At 71.8% G+C, this 17,682-nt stretch carries 14 protein-coding genes; 8 read left to right on the top strand and 6 right to left on the bottom strand.

From position 1 onward, the window contains the following. Positions 1-111 precede the first annotated feature (111 nt). Entirely contained in the window at positions 112-987 is an 876-nt protein-coding gene (locus FYW99_RS02075; protein ID WP_150249445.1) for a phosphorothioated DNA-binding restriction endonuclease, read from the bottom strand. Between the two features lie 134 nt (positions 988-1,121). Here FYW99_RS02075 and FYW99_RS02070 point away from each other — a divergent pair, with 134 nt between their 5' ends. The 4 genes from FYW99_RS02070 to FYW99_RS02055 all read left to right on the top strand — a co-directional run bounded on the left by FYW99_RS02070 (position 1,122) and on the right by FYW99_RS02055 (position 5,597). Further along, entirely contained in the window at positions 1,122-2,174 is a 1,053-nt protein-coding gene (locus FYW99_RS02070; protein ID WP_150249442.1) for a LacI family DNA-binding transcriptional regulator, read from the top strand. Between the two features lie 216 nt (positions 2,175-2,390). After that, positions 2,391-3,710, top strand: coding sequence for an extracellular solute-binding protein (locus FYW99_RS02065; protein ID WP_150249439.1), 1,320 nt, complete (start codon positions 2,391-2,393; stop codon positions 3,708-3,710). 62 nt (positions 3,711-3,772) lie between these two features. Further along, on the top strand, positions 3,773-4,765 hold the full coding sequence (locus FYW99_RS02060) for a carbohydrate ABC transporter permease (protein WP_150249437.1): 993 nt from the start codon (positions 3,773-3,775) through the stop codon (positions 4,763-4,765). Beyond that, the gene (locus tag FYW99_RS02055; RefSeq protein WP_150249433.1) at positions 4,758-5,597 is read left to right on the top strand and encodes a carbohydrate ABC transporter permease; all 840 of its coding nucleotides are present in this window, start codon (positions 4,758-4,760) and stop codon (positions 5,595-5,597) included. Before FYW99_RS02060 ends, FYW99_RS02055 begins: the two co-directional genes overlap by 8 nt. 156 nt (positions 5,598-5,753) lie before the next feature. On the opposite strand, the gene msrA is transcribed toward FYW99_RS02055, so the two are convergent. Further along, complete coding sequence (gene msrA, locus FYW99_RS02050) at positions 5,754-6,416, bottom strand: peptide-methionine (S)-S-oxide reductase MsrA (RefSeq protein ID WP_150249430.1); 663 nt, start codon at positions 6,414-6,416, stop codon at positions 5,754-5,756. Positions 6,417-6,548: 132 nt separating this feature from the next. Here msrA and rarD point away from each other — a divergent pair, with 132 nt between their 5' ends. The 4 genes from rarD to FYW99_RS02030 all read left to right on the top strand — a co-directional run bounded on the left by rarD (position 6,549) and on the right by FYW99_RS02030 (position 10,754). Next, positions 6,549-7,616: an EamA family transporter RarD gene (gene rarD / locus FYW99_RS02045; RefSeq protein ID WP_150249427.1), complete on the top strand. Its 1,068-nt coding sequence runs from the start codon at positions 6,549-6,551 to the stop codon at positions 7,614-7,616. A gap of 121 nt (positions 7,617-7,737) precedes the next feature. Further along, positions 7,738-8,766: a flagellar associated protein gene (locus FYW99_RS02040; RefSeq protein WP_150249424.1), complete on the top strand. Its 1,029-nt coding sequence runs from the start codon at positions 7,738-7,740 to the stop codon at positions 8,764-8,766. Between the two features lie 199 nt (positions 8,767-8,965). After that, positions 8,966-10,105 carry a hypothetical protein gene (locus FYW99_RS02035; RefSeq protein ID WP_150249420.1) on the top strand — a complete coding sequence of 380 codons (1,140 nt, stop codon included), beginning with the start codon at positions 8,966-8,968 and terminating at the stop codon, positions 10,103-10,105. 274 nt (positions 10,106-10,379) lie between these two features. Then, the gene (locus tag FYW99_RS02030; RefSeq protein ID WP_150249416.1) at positions 10,380-10,754 is read left to right on the top strand and encodes a hypothetical protein; all 375 of its coding nucleotides are present in this window, start codon (positions 10,380-10,382) and stop codon (positions 10,752-10,754) included. A 389-nt stretch (positions 10,755-11,143) separates the two neighbouring features. Here the strand turns inward: FYW99_RS02030 and FYW99_RS02025 are convergent, their stop codons facing one another. The 4 genes from FYW99_RS02025 to nuoL all read right to left on the bottom strand — a co-directional run bounded on the left by FYW99_RS02025 (position 11,144) and on the right by nuoL (position 17,680). After that, on the bottom strand, positions 11,144-12,148 hold the full coding sequence (locus FYW99_RS02025; protein WP_150249413.1) for a polyprenyl synthetase family protein: 1,005 nt from the start codon (positions 12,146-12,148) through the stop codon (positions 11,144-11,146). A 267-nt stretch (positions 12,149-12,415) separates the two neighbouring features. Beyond that, positions 12,416-14,065, bottom strand: a complete 1,650-nt coding sequence (gene nuoN, locus FYW99_RS02020) for an NADH-quinone oxidoreductase subunit NuoN (RefSeq protein WP_150249861.1) — start codon at positions 14,063-14,065, stop codon at positions 12,416-12,418. An 8-nt stretch (positions 14,066-14,073) separates the two neighbouring features. Next, positions 14,074-15,735 carry an NADH-quinone oxidoreductase subunit M gene (locus tag FYW99_RS02015; RefSeq protein ID WP_150249411.1) on the bottom strand — a complete coding sequence of 554 codons (1,662 nt, stop codon included), beginning with the start codon at positions 15,733-15,735 and terminating at the stop codon, positions 14,074-14,076. A gap of 1 nt (position 15,736) precedes the next feature. After that, positions 15,737-17,680 carry an NADH-quinone oxidoreductase subunit L gene (gene nuoL / locus FYW99_RS02010; protein ID WP_150249408.1) on the bottom strand — a complete coding sequence of 648 codons (1,944 nt, stop codon included), beginning with the start codon at positions 17,678-17,680 and terminating at the stop codon, positions 15,737-15,739. Positions 17,681-17,682 lie beyond the last annotated feature (2 nt).

Below are 17,682 nucleotides of genomic sequence, written 5' to 3'. Positions count from 1 at the left end.
TGTTAACAGAATCCTGACACGCGCGTGACCCGTGTCACCATCCAGCCTGTTTCGCGGCACTCGGGGAGAGGGCCGGAGGGGGTCGGGACGTGCCGGTCGGGGCGGCGGACCTCAGGCGGCGACGCGCCGGAAGACCTGCCTGAAGTGCCAGTCGACATGGGCGGGTTCGACGGCGGGGCGCCCCGGTACCGGGCTGAGGAGTTCGCGCCCGGCGAGGGAGAGGACGGTCGTCTCGGCCGCGGGAGAGCGGGCCTCGAACCGCGGGGACACCGCGACGGTGAGTTCGCCGGTGAGCCCGAGGACGCCGCGGTCGAACAGCAGGTGGTGCGTCGGGCACAGGCACAGGCCGTTGTCCAGGTCGTTGGGGCCGTCGTGCGACCACCAGCGGATGTGGGCGGCCTCCAGTCCGACCGACACGTCGTCCAGCCGCCCCTCGTACCCGCAGAACGCGCACCGGTGCTCGTAGGCGGTCAGTACGGTCTCCCGGAACCGGGGGTCGCGGACGCCGCCCTCCCCCGGTGCGGGAACCGGCCCCTGGCCCACGCGGAGACCGGTGAGGGCGATGATGCCCTCGTGCAGCGAGGGGGCGAAGTTGTCGTCGAGCAGGTGGCGGCCGATACGGGCGGCCAGAGCGGGGTCCTCCCGCAGGGCCGCGTCCAGGTCGGCGCTCAGTCTGCCCCGCGCCTCCTTCCCGCGCAGCAGGGTCACCCCCGAGCCCGGCGAACCCTCGCCGTCCACCGTGGTGACCCGCCAGAACCCGTCGGTCTCCAGGTGGTGGAAGGGGTAGCCGGGCTTGGTGCCGTTCGCGGGGCCGAACTCCCGCAGGAGCCTCGCCAGCCGGGCCTCGGCCTCGCTGTAGACGATGGGGGTGTTGCCGTGCCGCTGGTGGTGCGCGAGCGCGTACAGCAGCAGGAGGGGCTTATGGGGGGCGCGGACCCCGGCGCGGGTCCACCGCTTGACGGATCCGAGCCTCTGGGTCCAGTCCATAACGGCACACCCTAGTACGGGGCCCCCGTCCACCGCCCCTTCCCCCGGGCCGAGGCCGACCCGGGCCCGGCAGGCCGCGGTACCAGGAACTATCGACGCGGGTCCCCGAAGCCCGGCGGACTACCATCTTCACCATGACAAGCGGGAGCACGGGTCGAAAACGCCCCACGATCAGCGATGTCGCCCGTCGGGCGGGCGTGAGCAAGGGCGCTGTGTCACGGGCGTTGAACACCGGTACCGGTACCAGCGCCAGTACCCGTGAACGCATCCGCCAGGCGGCGGTCGAACTGGGCTGGAGCCCGAGTTACGTCGCACGCGCGCTCAACGGCAAGTCGCTGGGCACCATCGGCCTGGTCGTACGCCGCTCCCCCGAGATCCTCGACTTCGACGCGTTCTTCCCGTCGTTCCTGTCCGGTATCGAGTCGGTGCTCTCCGGCGAGGAGCACGCCACCGTCATCCGCTTCGTACCCGACGAGCGGACCGAGACCGCCACCTACGAGCGGCTGTTCAACGACCACTTCGTCGACGGTTTCCTGGTCACCGACCTGCGGACGGACGACGGCCGCCCCGCGATGCTGCGGCGTCTGGGCGCGCCCGCCGTCGTGGTCGGCGCACCGGAGGGCTCCTCCGACTTCCCCACCATCACCAATGACTCCAGGGAGGCGATCCGCGGTCTGGTCCGCTGCTTCGTGGAGGCGGGCCACCAGCGCATCGCCCACGTCCAGGGCGACCCCCACATGCTGCACGCACTCCAACGCCGACGCCACTGGGAGCAGGCGGTGCGCGAGTTCGGGCTGGAGCCGGGGCCCGTGGAGGAGAACGGCGGCTACACCATCGCGGGCGGGGCCCAGGCCACGGAGCGCATCATCGCCGGGCGCGACGGCGAACGCCCCACCGCCGTCTTCTACGGCAGCGACCTCATGGCCATAGGCGGTTACTCCGTGCTGAGGGAGGCGGGTCTGACCGTCCCCGACGACATGGCGGTGGCCGGGTTCGACGACATCGCCCTGGCCTCGTTCGTCACGCCACCGCTGACGACCGTCCGCAACAGGCACCGCGCGCTGGGCAGTGTCGGCGCCCGCATCCTGTTGGACATGCTCAAGGGGCAGGAACCGCCGCTGTCGACCGTGCTCACCGGCGAGCTCCGCCTGAGGAAGTCGTCCGGACAGCCGGACCCTCACTTGTAACGGTTCCACAACTGACTCTCCTGCCTTTCTGTGATCTCGCCTACACTGGCCAGGTAAACCGGTTTACCTAATCGTCGGACCACGCAGAGCGACATGTGTGGCCCACGGTTTTCGATGCTCTCGCCCGCAGGTCCACGGGCGCGTCCGACCTGCCCGTTCCGTCATCGCCGAGGCTGACGACGGGCCCACACGGCACACAGAGAAACGGAGACGGCCGTGAAGACACCCCCCACAGCACTCCTGTCCGCTTCGACCGCGCTGGGACTGGCCGTCGCGCTGACCGGCTGCGGCTCCGGCGAGGACTCCGGGGACCAGACGCTGACCTACTGGGCCAGCAACCAGGGAGCGAGCGTGGAGGAGGACCGGGAGGTCCTCCAGCCCGCGCTCGACCGCTTCACCGAGGAGACCGGCATCGAGGTCGAACTGGAGGTCATCCCCTGGAGCGAGCTGTACAACCGCATCCTCACCGCGGTCAGCAGCGGCGACGGGCCCGACGTGCTCAACATCGGCAACACCTGGGCGGCCAGCCTCCAGGAGACCGGTGCCTTCGTGCCCTACGAGGGCGCGGACCTCGAGGCGGTGGGCGGCGAGGAGCGCTTCGTCAGCACCAGCTTCGCCACCGGCGGCGCCGAGGGCCAGCCGCCGACGTCGGTGCCGCTCTACGGACTGTCCTACGCGCTGTTCTACAACCCCACCATGTTCGAGGAAGCGGGCATCGAGGCGCCGCCCGCGACCTGGGAGGAGTTCGTCGACACCGCGGACGAGCTGACCAGGGACACCGACGACGACGGTGAGGTCGACCAGTACGGCTTCGTGCTGGAGGGCGGCAACGAGCGGCAGAACTCCCACATGGCCTTCATCCTCGGCCAGCAGCAGGGCGGACGGCTGTGGGGGGAGGACGGGCCCAGCTTCTCCTCCGACGAGCAGGTCACCGCGGTCAAGCAGTGGGTGGACCTGATGGCCGTGGAGGAGGTCGTCGACCCCAGCAGCGCCGAGTTCAGCGACGGCACCCAGGGCATCAGCGACTTCGTCGACGGGCGCGCGGCCATGATCATCGTGCAGGGCAGCGCCCGCACCAGCATGGCCGCCCGCGGATTCGAGGACTACGAGGTCGCCCAGGTGCCCATGCTCGACCCGCTGCCGGGCGAGCCCATCCAGAGCCACGCGGCCGGGATCAACATCAGCGTCTTCAACGACACCGACGACAAGGAGGGCGCCCTGCAACTGGTCGAGCACCTGACCAGCCCGGAGGAGCAGGTGTACCTGTCCCAGGAGTTCCAGACGCTGCCGGTGGCCACCGAGTCCTACGACAGCGAGGAGCTGCGGGGCGACGAGTCGATGGAGACCTTCCGCACGATCCTCACCGAGCACTCCGCACCGATGCCGCTGATCCCCGAGGAGGGCCAGATGGAGACGGTGCTCGGCGAGGCGATCGGCCGGCTCTTCGCCGAGGTGGCGACCGGAGGCGAGGTCACCGAGGCCGACGTCCGCCAGGCCATGGAGGAAGCCGAGACCCAGATGGACGCCGCGAACTAGGCGGTGTGTCCCTTCGGTCGCCCCGTCCCCGCGGCGGGGCGGCCGTCTGATGGAGGCGCTAGATGTCGACTACAGAAGAACAGGGGCCCGGTACCGCTGAGGTCCTGCCCGGGGCCGGCCCCGTGGAAGAACCGGGCAGGCGGCGCACGCGCCGCCCGGGGTGGTTCCTGCCGTACGGCATGCTGCTGCCGGCGGCGGTACTGGAGCTGCTGGTCCATATCATCCCCATGGCCCTGGGGATCTACATCGCGTTCACCTCGCTGACGCAGCTGACCATCCGGCGCTGGACGACGGCGCCGCTGGTCGGCCTCGACAACTTCGTCCGCGGTCTCGATCCCGGGAACGCCCTGGGCAGCGCCCTGTTCGAGAGCCTGTTCCGCACCACCGTCTACACCGTGCTGGTGGTCGGGGTGTCGTGGGTGCTGGGGATGGCCGCCGCTGTCGCGCTGAACACGAAGTTCCGGGGGCGCGGCGTACTGCGCACCCTGTTCCTCGTGCCCTACGCCCTGCCGGTCTACGTCGCCGCGATCGTCTGGGCGTTCATGTTCAACCAGCGCGACGGCATGGTCAACCGACTGCTCGTGGAGGATCTGGGACTGCTGGACGAGCGTCCGTTCTGGCTCATCGGTGAGAACGCCTTCTGGGTGCTGGTGATCGTCTCGGTGTGGCGGCTGTGGCCGTTCGCGTTCCTGATGCTGCTGGCGGCGCTACAGAGCATCCCCGAGGACATGTACGAGGCAGCCGCCATCGACGGCGCCTCGACCTGGAGGCGCTTCACCGGCATCACGCTGCCCATGGTGCGCTCGGCGAACGCGGTCGTGCTGCTCGTCATGACGTTGTGGACGTTCAACGAGTTCAACATCCCCTTCCTGCTCTTCGGCGACACCTCACCCGAGAGCGCGCGGCTGATCTCACCGCTGATCTACGAGCACTCCTTCGTCAACTGGAACTTCGGACTGGGCTCCGCGATGAGCGTGCTGCTGCTCGTCGCGCTGGTCATCGCGTCGGCGGTCTACGTCCGGATGGTGCTGCCCAAGGGGAGTGGCAATGAATGAGACACGGGGATTCCGCTGGTTCCGCCGGATCGTCCTGACCTTCCTCACCGTGTTCACCGTGCTGCCCCTGTACGTGCTGGTGGTGACCTCGGTGAAGCCGCTGGAGAACGTCCGGGGAATGTTCACCTGGTTTCCGGACCGCGTCACCCTCCAGCCGTACGTGGACATGTGGACGACGATCCCGTTGGCCCGCTACCTCACCAACAGCCTGGTCGTCACCACCACGGCGACGGCCCTGGCTCTGGTGGTGGCGGTGCTGGCCGCCTATCCGCTGTCACGGCTGCGCTTCCGCGGCAGGCGGCTGTTCAGCATGACGGTGCTCTCGACGCAGATGTTTCCCGGCATCCTGTTCCTGCTGCCGCTCTTCCTGATCTTCGTACGGATGGAGGACCTCACCGGCATCGAGTTCACCGGCTCCTACACCGGGCTCATCATCACCTACCTGACCTTCGCCCTGCCGTTCTCGATCTGGATGCTGGCCGGGTACTTCAGCGCCATCCCCGAGGGCCTGGAGGAAGCGGCGATGATCGACGGCACCAGCAGGATCGGCGCCCTGGTCCGGGTCATCCTCCCCGTGGCCCGCCCGGGCATCCTCGCCGTCGGGGTGTTCGCGTTCATCACCGCCTGGGGCGAGGTGCTGTTCGCCTCGGTGCTCACCGACACCGAGACCCGCACGCTCTCCATCGGGCTGAAGCTCTACACCAGCCAGACCGACACCCTGTGGAACGAGCTGCTGGCCGCGTCGGTGACCATCTCCCTGCCGGTGGTCGTCGCCTTCATGCTGGTCCAGCGCTACCTCGTGTCCGGGCTGTCGGCGGGCGCTGTGAAGTAGCGCGCGGGCCCCGCCCGTCCCGGCCCCGCCGTCGGCGGGGCCGCGGGGCGCCCCACAGGGCGGTCGGGGCCCTCGTCCCGCCGGGCGCCTCCGACCGGCCCGGCGGGCCCGGCGGCGCCGTCACGCCGACGCGGGCCTGATCGGAGAGGACCCTGCTCACTCCGTGGGCGCCACGCCGATCGGGCAGCTGGCACCGGTCCCGCCGATCCCGCAGTAGCCGTTGGGGTTCTTGGCGTCGGACAGGTACTGCTGGTGGTAGTCCTCGGCGAAGTAGAACGCGCGCAGCGGCGCGATCTCGGTGGTGATCGGCCCGTAGCCCGCCCGGGCCAGCACCGGCTGGAAGGCGTCGCGGCTGGCCTCGGCCGCGACCCGCTGGGCGTCGTCGTGGTACAGGATCGCCGACCGGTACTGGGTGCCCACGTCGTTGCCCTGGCGCATGCCCTGGGTCGGGTCGTGGCCCTCCCAGAACACCTTGAGGATCTCCGCGTACGAGATGCGCTCGGGGTCGAACACCACGCGCACCGCCTCGGTGTGCCCGGTCAGTCCCGAGCACACCTCCTCGTAGGTCGGGTTGGGCGTGTAGCCGCCCGCGTAGCCCACCGCGGTCGTGATGATCCCCCGCTCCGCGCCCAGGCGCCAGAACACGCGCTCGGCGCCCCAGAAGCAGCCCATCGCCACGTCGGCGACCTGGCTGCCCTCCGGGTAGGGCGGGGTGAGGCTGGTGCCCAGCACCGTGTGCCCGAAGGGCACGTCCATCGGGGTGTCCCGACCGGGCAGGGCGCGTGCTGGATCGACCATGGTCGTCTTTGTCCCGAACATGCTCCCCAGGGTATCCACGGGCCTGGTCCGGCGCACGGACGCGATCGAACCTGTGGACGGACGCGGACGGCGGAGGTCACCGCCGCGTCCGCGGGGAAGACACTCCGGACAATTCGTCCTACCATTGCTGGCGTGCCGGAATCCAAGCGTGGTGTCGTCCTCGGGGCGGCCGCCTTCCTCCTCTGGGGTGTGGCGGCCCTGTACTGGCCCCTCCTCTCCTCCTCCGAACCCAGCGAGATCCTCGCCCACCGCATGGTGTGGGCCCTGCTCGCGATGTGCGTCGTCCTCCTCGTCACCCGCCGGGGCTGGTCCTGGTTCCCCTCGGTGCTGCGCAGCCCCCGCCGCCTGCTGCCGGTGGCCGCGGCGGCGGTGCTGATCTCCGTCAACTGGTGGGGGTTCATCTACGCGGTCTCCACCGAGCAGACCCTCCAGGCCTCGCTCGCGTACTTCATCAACCCGCTCATGTCGGTGTGCCTGGGGGTGATGCTGTTCTCCGAGCGGCTGCGGACCCTCCAGTGGGTGGCGGTCGGCCTCGGCGTCCTGGCCGTGGCCGTGATGACCGTCGCCTACGGCGTGGCCCCGTGGCTGTCGCTGCTCATGGCCTCCTCCTTCGCCGCCTACGGCGCGGTGAAGAAGTACGTGGACCTGGACGGCGTGCAGAGCCTGACCATCGAGACCCTGGTGATGTTCCTGCCGGCGCTGGGCTTCGTGGTCCACCTGGAGGCCACCGGTGCCGGAACCGCGTTCTCGGTGTCGGCGGGCCACACCGCCCTGCTGGTCGGCGGCGGCTTCGTGACCGCCCTGCCGCTGCTGCTGTTCGGCGTGGCCGCGCGCCAGGTCCCCCTGAGCGTCATCGGCATCCTCCAGTACATCGCCCCGGTCATCATGTTCTTCGTCGGCTGGCTGGTGCAGGGCGAGGACATGCCGCCCGCCCGCTGGCTGGGCTTCGCGCTGGTGTGGCTGGCGCTGTGCGTGTTCGTCGTCGACCAGGTCCGCGACGTCCGTTCCCGTCCCCGGCCACGCGCCTCCGACCGGGACGGGGAGCAGACCGAGGAACAGCCCGAGGAACAGCCCGGGAAACAACCCGAGGAGCCGACCGGGAAGCAGGACGGGGGCCCCGACGACCAGCGGCGACGGGAGCTCGGGTCTCCCCGGAAGCCGCTTCCGGGGGGACCCGCCCGGCCGGAGCCCGCGGACTGACCCGGCATTCCCTGGTTGCGGAAAACCCAAACTACCCTCTGTGACTCTGTGCTAACGTCAGGTCGCGAGCCGGGGGCCTCTCCCGGCTCGGACCAGGCCGCACGTCCCGGAGGGCCCTCCCATGCCTCGCACCAGCCGAACGGCACGCGCCACGCGCGCCGCCGCGGCCGTGTGCCCCGAGGCGCCCTCCCTGCTCCTGCTGCCGCTTCTGGCCGGGGCGCTGCTGGTCGGCCTGTGGCTGCTCGGCGCGGCCCCCGCCTCCGCTGACTCCGGCGGCTCCGACTCCAGCACGGGCGCCTCCCGCCCCCTGCTCGGCGAGGGTTCACTCACCGCCGGTCGGCTGTCGGACGGCTTCTCCGGCGCCTCCGGGAGCCATGACCGCGCCTCCTCGGAGCGCACCGCCCCGCACCACACCCTGCGGGACCGCGCTTCCTCAGGCCTCGCTTCCTCCGACCGCGTCTCCCTGGACAGCGCGTCCCTGGACGCCTCCTCCCTCCGGCTCGGGGACTCCGGCCGCCTCGGCGAGGTCGTCCCCGAGGGCGTCGGCCAGGTGACCGAGCCGGTCGCCTCCACCCTCGGCACGGTGCACCAGCGCCTCGAACACGGGGCCGGGCGCACCGCCGCCGGGACCGCCGTGGTCCTGCCCGAGGGCGCGTGGCCGGTCGCCGGGATGGGCGAGGGCGCACGGGGCGCGGTCCGCGGACTCGACCGCGACGGCCGCACCGCCGGAGGACTCCTCTCCGCCGTGGCCTCCGCGGTCTCCGACCCCGGCCCGGAGCCTGACGGCGACGGCTCCGGGACCGAACCGCGCGAGCGGGCGGAGGACGACGGCGCCGTTGGCGGGACCGCGCACGGGACCGTCCACGGGCACGGCGCCGTCCTCCCCGCGGACACCGCCGGGGCCCCCGCCGGGGAGGACCTGAGCGAGCGGCCGGGCGCCGCGGCCGCGGTCCCCGGTTCCTCCGCCCACCAGCTCACCACCGGTTCGGCCGCGCCCGCCGGGGGCTCCGCCCCCGTTCCCGCCGTCGCGGGCTACCTCACCGCGGCGCCCGTCACCGCGCCCTCCGCCGACGCCGTCCTGCTCGCCGCCCGGGCCCTGCTCACGGTGCCCGGCGGCCCCAGCGACGACCCCACGGTCTCCCCCGACTAGGACGCGCCCCTCCCGCGCGGACGCACGCTCCCGCGCACGGACCCGTCCCAGCCCGGCCCTCTGGGAGCTGACCTGAGTCCCGTGCCCCGTTCACGGAATTCACGCCAGCCGGTGGTCCACCCCGGCTCCGGCCGAGCGCGCCCCACGCGTTCGGCCCCCGTATCCACTGATCCAGAGCACAACCTCCGAAGGGAAACCCATGACGCAGGTCAAGCGCGTATCAGCCAGGGCCGTCCTCCTCGCCGCCGGAACGGCGGGCTTCGTCGCCCTCGGTGCCGGGGTCTCCGGTGCCGAGAGCCTCTCCTCGCCCGTCCACGAGATCGCTCCCGTCGTCGAGCGCGCCCTGGTGGAGGGCGTCGCCCCCACCGTGAACAGCCTGGCGCCCGAGGGCGTCGGGCCGATCGCCGACAGCGCCCTGTCGGAGCTCCAGGAGACCGCGCACAACCCCGACAAGCCCGCTCCCGACCTCTCCGCCCCGCTGCCCGCGGGGGAGGACATCCGGACCCCGCTCGGCGAGGTGCCCAACCCGACCTCCGAGCTGGCCGACACCGTCTTCGAGGTCCAGGACGCCACCGGCCTGGACGGCGACCCCCACGACACCATCGGCCACGACGCCGGGCGGGCCCTGGAGCACGGCGGCCACCGGGCGGGTGAGGCGGTGGAGGAGACCGCCGTCACGGTGCTGCCGCACACCCTGGAGTCGGTCTACGGGCTGCGCGAGCAGGTGGACCTGCCCCGGGTCGACCAGGTCGCCCAGCTGCCGGACACCTCACGGCTCCACGACGTCGCCAGGCTGCCCGACACCTCGGACCTGTCCTCGGTGACCGGCGGCAACAGCCTGGCGCTGGACGGCGCCGAGGCCCCCGCCCTGGAGGACGCCCTGGGCCTGGGCGGCCCCTCCACCGTGCGGCAGAGCGCGTCGGCGCCCGCGACGCCCGGCCTGGGCGACCTGGCCGACGCCCTCAGGAGCGGTTCCGAGAGCGGCGACCTCCGGACCGCCGAGCTCCAGCCCCTGAACGTGGAGGGCCCCCTGGCCGAGTCCGGGGTGCCCCGCCTCTCCGGCACCGGTGTGCCCGTGGTCGACGACGCGGTGGACTCCGTCGTGCCGCAGCTCGCCGACGCCGGGGTGCCCGGGGTCGCGGAGGGCGTCAACACCGAGACCGCCGAGGACCTGGTGGCCGCGCTGAGCCGGGGCACGGACCTGCTGAACGACGTGGACACCAGCGACCTGCTGTCCGTCGAGGGCGGCACCGTCCCGCAGGAGACCCCGGCGGGCATGACGCAGCACCCGACCTTCATGGACCTGCCCGGTTCCGAGGCCCTGCCCGTCGTGAGCTAGGGCGCGACCCCGCACAGCCGGCGGGCGCGACGGCTCTCCCCCGCCGCGCCCGCCGGTCCCGGGGCGGTCCGCCGGGCACCTGAACGGAATCCCACCGCGACACCGGCGCGGCCTCCCCGCACGGCGGGGCTGAGAGAACGGCGACGGCGCCGCCCCACCGGGCGGCGCCGTCGTCGCGTCACCCGCGCCGGCCCCGGGCCGGAACGCGTTGGTAGCGTCGTCGGGCCCCGACACGGCCCGCTCCGGGCCACGTTCCGAACGCCGAGGTGCCCGAATGAACCCGCACGCCGACCTGTACTGCAAGGTCTTCGTCGGAGGGACGACCGCGACCGACGCGCGGGCCCTGCTGTCCGCGCTCCTCGGCGTCGGTTTCAGCAGGGGCACGGCACGCCTCGGCGACCTCTTCGTCGACGTCCGCCGGAACAAGGAGCACGTGGCGGGCGAGACGGACTTTCTCTTCTGGCCGGTGGTCGTGGAACTCGACAGCGGGGAGAGGGCGGCCGAGGAAAGACTCGTCGAGACGACCGCCGCCGTCCTGCGGGCCCTCTGGAGCGCCGGGTGCCCCGCGATCGCCGCATGCGACTTCGAGGACGTCCTGCCCTGGAACGGGGGCATCGGGAGCCCGGTCATGCCACCGGAGGACGCCTGACGGCCGTAGGGAGCCGCGCGGGGCCCACCCCGCCCCACGAGGAGGGAGAGCGTGACGGACGCCCGGCCCTCGCGCGTCTGTCGAACCTGGAACGTCCACCGGTGGGTACCGAGTTTGGACTGGCCGGAAACGTTGCTGGCGTGATGCAAGGGTTCTGACCTGTGATGATCTTGTACTTATAGCCAACCTCGACGGTCGAACCTCGCTATAAGTACAAGATCACGGCGAAGAGGGCCGCTGCCGCCCACACACGCGGGCGGACGTGCGGAGTGCTGCCCACCGCCCGGGCACAGCGAAACGGCGCCGCCCCACCGGGCGGCGCCGTCGTCAGTCCTTGGGTCCCTTGCCCCTCGGCCGCCGCAGGCGCCCCTGTGGACACCCGCGGGAGGTCAGCCCGAGCGCTCGACCACGTAGTCGCACAGCGCCTCGAAGGCGCCCCTCGCCGGGCTCTGGGGCAGGGTCGCCAGCTCCGCGCGCGCCTTGTCGGCCCAGCCGCGCAGGGTGGCCTCGGCCTCGGTCATCGCCGGGTGCACCCGCAGCAGCGCCAGCGCCTCCTCGGCCTCCTCGTCCCCCAGCGGGCGGCCCAGCAGCGACTTGAGCCGCTCGTCCGCCGCGTCCTGGGAGCGCAGCGCGTAGAACATCGGCAGGGTCAGCACGCCCTCGCGCAGGTCCGTCCCCGGGGTCTTGCCCGAGTCCGTGCTCTCGCTCGCCACGTCCAGCAGGTCATCGGCCAGCTGGAAGGCCATCCCCAGCGCGTCGCACGCCCGCGTGACCGTCCCGATCGTCTCGGGGTCGACCTTGCCGAACATGCCGCCGAACTCCGCCGACGACGCGATCAGGGACGCGGTCTTGTCGCTGATCACCCTCAGGTAGTGGTCCAGCGGGTCGGTGCCCTCCTGCGGACCGGAGGTCTCCAGGATCTGCCCCTGCACCAGGCGCCCGAACGTGGTCGCCTGGAGCCGGACCGCCTCGGTGCCCAGGTCGGCGAGCATCTCCGAGGCGCGGGCGAACACGTAGTCGCCGGTCAGGATGGCGACGCTGTTGCCCCAGCGCTGGTTGGCGCTGGGCTCGCCGCGCCGCAGCTCCGCCTCGTCCATGACGTCGTCGTGGTAGAGCGTGGCCACGTGGGTGAGCTCCACCACGGCCGCGGCCGGGATGAGGTCGGGCACGGACGGGTCCCCGAAGTGGGCGGCCAGCAGCACCAGGGTCGCGCGGAAGCGCTTGCCCCCGGCCGCCAGCAGGTGGGACGCCGCCTCGGTCAGCAGGGGGTCGCTCGACGCGACCGACTCCCGCAGCAGGTCCTCGACCTTCTCCAGGTCGTCCTGGACCTCCCGGGCAAGGGCATCGTCGACTCTCGGCAGAGCGAGAAACCCGCTCGGGACAGCACCGCTCACCGTACAGCTCCACCTGTCGAACGGCACGGAGGTGACCCCGGGTGAGGGGGCCGCCGCGTGCTCAGCACATGAACATGATCCGACTTGCCACGGTATCCGACCCGGAATGAACAGCCAAAGCCACACCCGGGTACGGAACCGGCAGGTGACGAATCCCAGGTCAGACCCGGTAATTGGTCACTCTGCCGGTCACTTGGGGTCAGCGTTCGCACCCGCCTCGGACCCCGCGCCCGTACCCGCCGGTCAGCGCACGTCCACGGCCGCCGGTCACTCCGCGCCTCCGGCGGATCCGGTCTCCGTGGACGCCTGGTCCACCATCACCGAGGTCGGAGCCTGGTCGGCGTCGACCGAGGGCAGCAGGTTGTCGAGCACCGCGCCCGGGTACACGCCGAGCAGCAGCGTCGCCGCCACCCCGATCGCGATGACCCCGCCCGTGGCCGCACCCGCGCGCACCACCGTGGGGCCCTCGCCCTCCGGGTCCCGGAAGAACATCACCACGATGATCCGCACGTAGAAGAACGCGGTCACCGCGCTGCTCAGCACACCCACCACGACCAGCGGAACGGCACCGGCCGCCACCGCCGCCTCGAACACCGCGAACTTGCCGATGAAGCCGCTCGTGAGCGGGATCCCGGCGAACGCCAGCAGGAACAGCGCCAGCGCTCCGGCCAGCACCGGCGAGCGGCGTCCCAGCCCCGCCCACCGGTCCAGGTCGCCCAGCTCCTGGCCGCCGTCCTTGGTCCGCACCAGCGTCACCACGGCGAACGCGCCCAGCGTGGTGAACCCGTAGGCCGCCAGGTAGAACATGGCGCCCGCGAGCCCGTCCGTGCTGCCCGCCACGACCGCGGTCAGGATGAACCCGGCGTGCACCACCGACGAGTAGGCCAGCAGCCGCTTGACGTCGCGCTGGGTCACCGCGATGACCGCGGCCACGACCATCGTCAGGACGGCCACCGCCCACAGCATCGGCTCCCAGGTCTGGGCCGAGCCCCCGAAGGGCACGAAGAACACCCGCAGCAGGGCGCCGAACGCGGCGACCAGCGTGCAGGAGGCCATCAGGGCCGTGATCGGGGTCGGCGCGCCCTGGTACACGTCCGGCTTCCAGTTGTGGAAGGGCACCGCGCCGACCTTGAACAGCAGGCCGACCGCCACCAGGCCGATGCCCATGAGCAGCAGCGGCTCGCCGTCGCCGCCCCGGAAGATGTCCGCGCCGCCCGCCTCGACGGCCGCGCGGATCTCGCCGAAGTTCACCGAGCCCGCGTAGCCGTAGACCATGGCGGCGCCGAACAGGAAGAACGCCGAGGAGAACGCGCCCAGCAGGAAGTACTTGACCGCGGCCTCCTGCGAGAACAGGCGGCGGCGCCGGGCCAGTCCGCACAGCAGGTACAGCGGCAGGCTCATGACCTCCAGCGCGATGAACATCGTCAGGAAGTCGTTCGAGGCCGGGAACATCAGCATCCCCAGCACCGCGAACATCACCAGCGGGTACACCTCGGTGTGCTGGGAGCCCGCCATGATGTGCGCGCGCTCCTCCTCGCTGCCGGGCACCGTCGCCGCCTGCGCGGCGAACGCGTCGCGCCCGTCCCGGCGCTCGGAGATCAGCAGCAGGCTCACCAGCGCCAGCACGGTGATGGTGCCCTGGAAGAAGATCACCGTCCGGTCCACCGCCAGCGCCCCGACGCCGACCGTCACCCCCGGCGCGTCCTCGGGCAGCGAGCCCACCTGGAGCACCAGCAGGACGAACACGGCCAGCAGCGCGAGCGCCGCGAGCCCGATCTGGATGCCGCGGCGCCGCTCCCGCGGGACGAACGCCTCGAACAGCACGCCCAGCACACCGGCGGCGAACACCGTGAGCAGCGGCGCGAGCAGCCACCAGTCCAGCTGCGGCGGCGCCTCGGTGATGACGGGAAGGTCCATGTGGGGGATCACTCCGCGTCTCCTTCCTCTTCCTGGGCGCCCGCGGCGCCCCCGGTCCCGCTGTCAGGGCCCGCGCCGACCTCCACGGTGCGCTCCACCGCGGGGTTGATCACGTCCAGCACCGGCTGCGGGTACAGGCCGAGCAGGAGGATGAGCGCGAGCAGCGGGGCCACCGCCCACGTCTCCCGCGCGGACAGGTCGCGCAGTCCGGTCAGGTCCTCCCTGGTGGGTCCGTTCATGGTGCGCTGGTACATCCACAGGATGTAGAGCGCGGCCAGGACCACACCGACCGCCGCGATGACCGCGGGGGCCGGGCTGAACGCGTACACGCCGACGAACACCAGGAACTCGCTGACGAACGGAGCCAGCCCCGGCAGCGCCAGACCGGCCAGGCCCGTCACCAGGAACACCCCGGCCAGCCGGGGCGCGATCCGCTGCACGCCGCCGTAGTCGCTGATGAGCGCGGAGCCGCGGCGGGCGATCAGGAAGCCCACGACCAGGAACAGCGCCCCGGTCGCGAACCCGTGGTTGACCATGTACAGGGCGGCCCCGGCCTGCCCCTGCGCGGTCAGGGCGAAGATGCCCAGGGTGATGAAGCCGAAGTGGGAGACCGACGTGTACGCCACCAGGCGCATCATGTCGTTCTGCCCGATGGCCAGGATCGCACCGTAGATGATGCTCACCAGGCTCAGCGCCACCACCGGCCACACGAACCAGGACACGGCCGCCGGGAAAAGCTCCAGGCAGTAGCGCAGCATCCCGTAGGTGCCGACCTTGTCCAGCACGCCGACCAGCAGCACGGCGGTGCCCGGGCGCGAGGCGCCCGCCGCCGAGGGCAGCCAGGTGTGCACGGGCCACATCGGCGCCTTGATCGCGAAGGCGATGAAGAAGCCGAGGAACAGCCAGCGGGCCGTGGCCGGGTCCACCGCGGCCAGGGCGCTGCCCTCGCCGACCAGGTCGCTCCACAGGAAGGTGCCGCCGACGACGTACACGCCGATCACCGCGACCAGCATGACCAGGCCGCCGGCGAGGCTGTAGAGCAGGAACTTGACCGCGGCTCTGGCCCGGTCGTCGCCGCGCCCGTAGCGCCCGATCATGAAGTAGACCGGGATGAGCATGGCCTCGAAGAACACGTAGAACAGGAAGACGTCGGTGGCGGCGAAGACGCCGATCATCATCGCTTCCAGGACCAGGATGAGCGCGAAGTACCCGCGCCCCCCGTCCTCGCGGTCGTCGTGCTCGCGCCAGGCGGCCAGGACCACCAGGGGCACCAGCACGGCCGACATCAGGACCAGCGCCAGGGCGATGCCGTCCACGCCCACGGCGTAGCTGACGCCGAAGCGCGGGATCCAGGGGTGGACCTCCTCGAACTGGAGGGCTCCCGCCCGGGAGGTGTCGAACTGGAGGGCCATGGCCCCGAGCACGAGCAGGGTGGCGAGCGAGAAGCCCAGCGTGAGCCGCTTGGCGGTCTCGGCCGGGGCCCCGGCCGCGGCGGCGGGCCGCACGGCCGTCGCCGTGGCGGTGGCACCTCCGGAGGAGGCGGTGGCGGACGAGGCGGCCGAGGCCGCGGCCGTCCGCTCCGTGGCGGTCCTGGCGGTGCGCGGCAGCGCCCAGACCAGGACCGCGCCGACCGCGGGGAGCGCGATCGCGATGGTGAGCCAGGGGATCATGTCAGAACCTCACAGCCAGCGTCGCGGCGACGATGACGGCGCCGAAGAGCATGGTGAGCGCGTACGTGCGGGCGAACCCGGTCTGGACCCGGCCCAACCCGCTGGAGGAGTCGCGCACCCCGGCGCCCAGTCCGTTGACCGCCCCGTCGATGACCTTGTCCTCGATGACGAGCAGGGCCCGGGTGAGCTGTTGTCCGGGCCGCATGAGCAGGCCCTCGTTGATCTCGTTGCCGTACAGCTCGCGGCTGGCGGCGACGGTGACGAGGTTGCCCCGGGGCGCGGTGCGCTCCACCGGCCTGCGCAGGTACACCGCCCAGGCGGCGGCCACGCCCAGGACCATGACGCCCAGGGCGGCCAGTCCGTAGGGCGCGGTGAACGCGTGCACGACGTCGAAGTGGTGCGGGTGGGCCCCGGTGGACGGGGCCAGGAAGCCCGCGAACCGGTCGCCGAGCGTGAGGAAGGCGCCCAGCGCGACCGACCCGACGGCCAGCACCACCATGGGGGCGGTCATGCTGACCGGTGACTCGTGCGGGTGCACTCCCTCGTCCCACCGCTTCCTGCCGAGGAAGGTCATGAAGACCATCCGCGACATGTAGAAGGCGGTGAGCCCGGCGCCGACGATGACGGCGGTCCCGAGCACCATGCCCTGGGTGCCGCCCACGCCGAAGGCCGCGGAGATGATGCTCTCCTTCGTCCACCAGCCCGACAGCAGCGGGAAGCCGATGATGGCCAGGTAGCCCAGGCCGAAGGTGACGAAGGTGACCGGCATGACCCGGGCCAGCCCGCCGTAGCGGCGCATGTCCACGCCGTCGTTCATGGCGTGCATGACCGATCCGGCGCCCAGGAACAGCCCGGCCTTGAAGAAGCCGTGGGTGACCAGGTGGGCGATGGCGGCCACGTAGCCGACCGGGCCGAGCCCGGCGGCCAGGACCATCATGCCGATCTGGCTCATCGTGGACCCGGCCAGGGACTTCTTGATGTCGTCCTTGGCCGAGGCGATGATCCCGCCCGCCAGCATGGTCGCGGCGCCCACGACGGTGACCACGGTCTGGGCCACCGGGGCGCCCTCGAAGATGGGTCCGGCGCGCACGATGAGGTACACGCCGGCGGTGACCATGGTGGCCGCGTGGATGAGCGCGGACACCGGGGTCGGGCCCTCCATGGCGTCGAGCAGCCACGCCTGGAGCGGCAGCTGCGCGGACTTGCCGCAGGCGCCCAGGAGCAGCAGCAGTCCGATCGCGAGCAGCACGCCGTCGCCCGCGCCCGGGACGGCCGCGAACACGTCGCTGAAGCTGACCGCGCCCAGCACCGCGAACATGATCATGATCGCGATGAGCAGGCCCATGTCGCCGACGCGGTTGATGAGGAACGCCTTCTTGGCGGCCACCGCGGCGGAGGGCTTGTACTGCCAGAACCCGATGAGCAGGTAGGACGCCAGGCCCACACCCTCCCAGCCGAGGAAGAGCAGCACGAAGTTGTCCGCGAGCACCAGCACGAGCATGGCGGCCACGAACAGGTTGAGGTAGGCGAAGAAGCGCCGCCTGCCCGGGTCCTCGGCCATGTAGCCGACGGAGTAGATGTGGATGAGCGACCCCACGAAGGTGATCAGCAGGACGAAGCTGATCGAGAGGGGGTCGACGAGCAGGTCCACCCCGGCGGAGAACTCGCCGACGGAGAACCACTCGTAGACGGGGACGGAGACGCTGCGCGCGTCGGCCGCCCTGCCGAGCAGGTCGAACAGGACGAGGAGCGCCCAGGCGAAGGAGGCGACCGGCAGGGCCGTGGCCAGCCAGTGCCCCCACTTGTCGGTGCGCCTGCCGCCGAGCAGCAGGATCGCCGCGCCCGCGAGCGGCAGGGCGATGAGCAGCCATGCGCCCGACAGCACGGCGCTGTCGGCCGCGGTCGCCACCACGGGTTCGGCGGCGAGGTACGCGTGAGATGTCACAG

It is taken from the genome of Nocardiopsis deserti, assembly GCF_008638355.1.
GTDB classification, from domain to species: Bacteria; Actinomycetota; Actinomycetes; order Streptosporangiales; family Streptosporangiaceae; genus Nocardiopsis; species Nocardiopsis alborubida.
The sequence above is the reverse complement of the archived record's forward strand: the minus strand, read 5'-3'. Positions and strand labels throughout refer to the sequence as shown.

Coding starts and splice junctions, on each gene's coding strand:
- FYW99_RS02075 (WP_150249445.1), bottom strand. CDS start 987: ATGGACTGGACCCAGAGGCTCGGATCCGTCAAGCGGTGGACCCGCGCC.
- FYW99_RS02070 (WP_150249442.1), top strand. CDS start 1,122: ATGACAAGCGGGAGCACGGGTCGAAAACGCCCCACGATCAGCGATGTC.
- FYW99_RS02060 (WP_150249437.1), top strand. CDS start 3,773: ATGTCGACTACAGAAGAACAGGGGCCCGGTACCGCTGAGGTCCTGCCC.
- FYW99_RS02055 (WP_150249433.1), top strand. CDS start 4,758: ATGAATGAGACACGGGGATTCCGCTGGTTCCGCCGGATCGTCCTGACC.
- msrA (WP_150249430.1), bottom strand. CDS start 6,416: ATGTTCGGGACAAAGACGACCATGGTCGATCCAGCACGCGCCCTGCCC.
- FYW99_RS02040 (WP_150249424.1), top strand. CDS start 7,738: ATGCCTCGCACCAGCCGAACGGCACGCGCCACGCGCGCCGCCGCGGCC.
- FYW99_RS02035 (WP_150249420.1), top strand. CDS start 8,966: ATGACGCAGGTCAAGCGCGTATCAGCCAGGGCCGTCCTCCTCGCCGCC.
- FYW99_RS02030 (WP_150249416.1), top strand. CDS start 10,380: ATGAACCCGCACGCCGACCTGTACTGCAAGGTCTTCGTCGGAGGGACG.
- nuoN (WP_150249861.1), bottom strand. CDS start 14,065: ATGGACCTTCCCGTCATCACCGAGGCGCCGCCGCAGCTGGACTGGTGG.
- FYW99_RS02015 (WP_150249411.1), bottom strand. CDS start 15,735: ATGATCCCCTGGCTCACCATCGCGATCGCGCTCCCCGCGGTCGGCGCG.